4 protein-coding genes are annotated in these 3,050 nt (G+C 46.0%); 2 read left to right on the top strand and 2 right to left on the bottom strand.

All coding sequences use genetic code 11. The features are described 5' to 3' along the window. On the bottom strand, positions 1–88 hold an 88-nt coding region (locus tag RMO35_RS08520), incomplete at its 3' end, for a cytochrome b6f subunit family protein (RefSeq protein ID WP_309740230.1). A gap of 236 nt (positions 89–324) precedes the next feature. Here RMO35_RS08520 and RMO35_RS08515 point away from each other — a divergent pair. Together RMO35_RS08515 and RMO35_RS08510 are read left to right on the top strand one after the other, a co-directional pair. Beyond that, positions 325–1,053: a superoxide dismutase gene (locus tag RMO35_RS08515; RefSeq protein ID WP_309740229.1), complete on the top strand. Its 729-nt coding sequence runs from the start codon at positions 325–327 to the stop codon at positions 1,051–1,053. Between the two features lie 48 nt (positions 1,054–1,101). Next, positions 1,102–1,308 (top strand): hypothetical protein, encoded by a 207-nt coding sequence (locus tag RMO35_RS08510; protein ID WP_309740228.1) that lies wholly within the window; start codon positions 1,102–1,104, stop codon positions 1,306–1,308. A 149-nt stretch (positions 1,309–1,457) separates the two neighbouring features. On the opposite strand, the gene RMO35_RS08505 is transcribed toward RMO35_RS08510, so the two are convergent. Beyond that, positions 1,458–2,906, bottom strand: coding sequence for an LCP family protein (locus RMO35_RS08505; RefSeq protein WP_309740226.1), 1,449 nt, complete (start codon positions 2,904–2,906; stop codon positions 1,458–1,460). Positions 2,907–3,050 lie beyond the last annotated feature (144 nt).

The raw sequence follows: 3,050 nt of genomic DNA, 5'->3' as shown, positions 1-3,050 counted from the left end.
CCGTCCCTACTTTACCTAGTTTACTCACAACGCCATTTGATACGCGATCTCTGAGGCGAAAAACTTTAACTTGTTGACCGATTTCCATTGAACTTAACTGTGATTGATATAATTTCTCCATTCCACAGTGTACCGGAATTCTAGGCTCGGATTAACTTTCTCGTCCCGATCGTTTCGCTGAAATTGGCTGCTATTAATCTCACCTTAGCGCAAATCCCCGAGTGCTGGCGATTACCGACCGTAGGATGCCAACGCCAACGATCGTCTGTGGCAGGCGATCGAAATATGTCAGACTGGTAACATATTTCATCTGTCGATCTCATCATGACTACCAGACGTAATTTCTTGTATTTAGTCGGCGTCGGTGCAGCGGGCACTTGGTTGGGGGGTGTCGATAATGCTAGTTGGGCAGCTCCCGTCGCTACAACTGCCGCTACCAATTCATTTACACTACCGCCCTTAACTTACGACTACAAGGCGCTAGAACCCCATATTGACGCCACCACGATGAAGTTTCATCATGACAAGCATCATGCCGCTTATGTCAAAAATCTCAATGCCGCAGTCAATAAATATCCCGAACTCAAAACAAAAACGATCGAGCAACTGCTGACTAGTCTGAACACCTTGCCCAAAGATATTCAAACCACCGTCAGAAACAATGGTGGCGGTCATTACAACCACACAATGTACTGGCGAATTATGGCACCAAAAGCTGGCGGCGCGCCGACAGGTAAGATCGCAGCGGCAATCGAGCAGCAGTTTGGCAGTTTCGATACCTTTAAGTCTCAATTTAATGCGGCGGGTACCAAGTTATTTGGGAGTGGTTGGGTATGGTTGGTGAATGACAAAAGTAAGCTCAAAATTATTACTACCCCAAATCAAGACAGTCCGATCTCTAGAGGTCTTTACCCCATTATGGGTAATGACGTGTGGGAACATGCCTATTACCTCAACTATCAAAACCGCCGCCCCGACTATTTAGCCGCTTGGTGGAATGTGATTAATTGGCAACAGGTAAATCGTCGCTTCGAGCGATCGCTCAAAGCTTAACACAGTGGCTAATCTCTTACTATCGATCGCCTTATTTACTAACTCCCGATGAATAGCAACGACCTCGCCCACTACATCGAAGCGACAGATGGCATCGGTAAATCCTGGCTACTAGTACAGTTACGCTTGCAAAAGCTAGCAGAAGCCAAAGCCGATTTGTCGATCGAGGAATACAATCGGCAAATAGAAGACATTCACCAAGATCTAATGAATCTCGGTGAATGGTGGATCGGCATTGAAGATGATGTATTTTAGACAGTAGGTCGTGATTTTCAGGCTGTTACCGAGCAGGGTCAAGACATTGCCTCTACTCGGTTTAATAGACCTCCTGCGACCGTAAAAACAAAATCTTTTCTATTGCTTTCCTCCATAATTTCTCCTAAAGCCTAAAGCCTAACCCCTAACTAATTCACTGTTTGATTGAGTGATTTGTAGTCTTGTTCTTTTTGCAGCCAATCGCGACCGAGTTTAATCGTCACATCAGAGTACAGACTGCCAGAACTATCGACTTTGACTTCGCCAAATCCTAATAAACTAGCTAAACCCTCAGCAACGATCGGATTACCTTTTTGAGCGATAAATTGAGTAGTGGGGAGATCTTCCTTAATTTTGAGATTATTGTCGAGATGCACGTTTTGATAACCTGCTTTATTCAACCTTTTGATAAGTCGAGCAGTAGCATCGGGGAAATGACTGGTATCTTGAATATTGACCCGCAGATTTTCAGCGTTAGTTTGCTCTAAGGATATTTGACCGTGGTCGAAGTACCGCGCCATCATGTTTTGGATCCCTTTCTGGTCGGCTAACCAGTAGCTCGTACCATGTTTACCGTCGCCATTATAGTCTCCTGGCATCATCAGCATTTGCATTTTGGACTTGCCATTTTGCATCGAAAATCCGCCTAATGCCAGCAATTCTTCGACGGTAAGATTGGTATCGACCTGGTGCTGAATGACTGTAAATAGCTGCGGAATTCGCGTAATCGTCATGGGGTTGAGCGATTGTTCGAGTAATGCTTTAACGACCATTTGCTGGCGTTGCATCCGACCGATATCGCCATTAGCATCGTGGCGGTAGCGGAGCAATCCTAGGAGTTTCATCCCATCGAGATGTTGTTTGCCAGCCTTGAGATTGACATAGAAATGTTGGGAGTCATCTTGATATTTGATATCTTTAGGCACCGTTACCGTTACCCCGCCGAGTTCGTCTACTAGCTTGGCAACTCCCAGATTATTGACGCGAATATAGCGATCGATCTTCACCCCACCCAAAATCTTGCTTACCTCCAGCGCTGCGGCTGCAGGGCCACTTTCTTGGTCTACGGCATTAATCTTTTCGGTACCGCGTCCCGTCCGCTCGATCTTGGTATCGCGAGGAATCCCCATAAAAGTCGTGCGTTTGGTCATCGGATCGAAGCGCAGCAGCATGATCGTATCCGATAAGCCGTCGAGGGAATCTACCTCCGCATCATAGCCAGTTTTTTTGCGCTCTTTGCCATTGCTATTCTTGACATCAGAAATATTAGTTTTAATTCCGAGTAAAAGAATATTGACTGGTTGAGAAACTTCTGGTACTTGTAATAAATTTCGGGAGAAAGCCTCCCGACCGTTTTGCTTGAAAAATGCTTCATCTGCTGCCGAGAGTGTCCGCTGTTGCAGTGGTGCAGATGTCAGTGAAACCGCTAAAAAAGCCCCCGCAGCAGCCGAAAACGCGCCGATACTACCGAGTCCCAACCACAACCATAAGGCTACTCTGCTGCGCTTTTTAGTAGGCTGACGACGCACCATTTGCGGATTGGGATTATTTGATTTGCGGTGTTGTCGATCTGTTTTTCTAGCTTCCACTTTACTCACGATTTATTAGGGGTGGGTGGGGTTTAATGATTGCGGGTGCAGTTAACGAGCTTGGGGATTTAGGAGTTGCTGCAATACCAGCAGCCGCAGGGTTAAGCTTACACTAAATTGTTTGGCTTGCCAAAATGCGTTCTGTCATTTTAA

It is taken from the genome of Chamaesiphon sp. OTE_20_metabat_361 (assembly GCF_031364565.1).
This window is presented reverse-complemented; position numbering and strand designations above follow the sequence as displayed.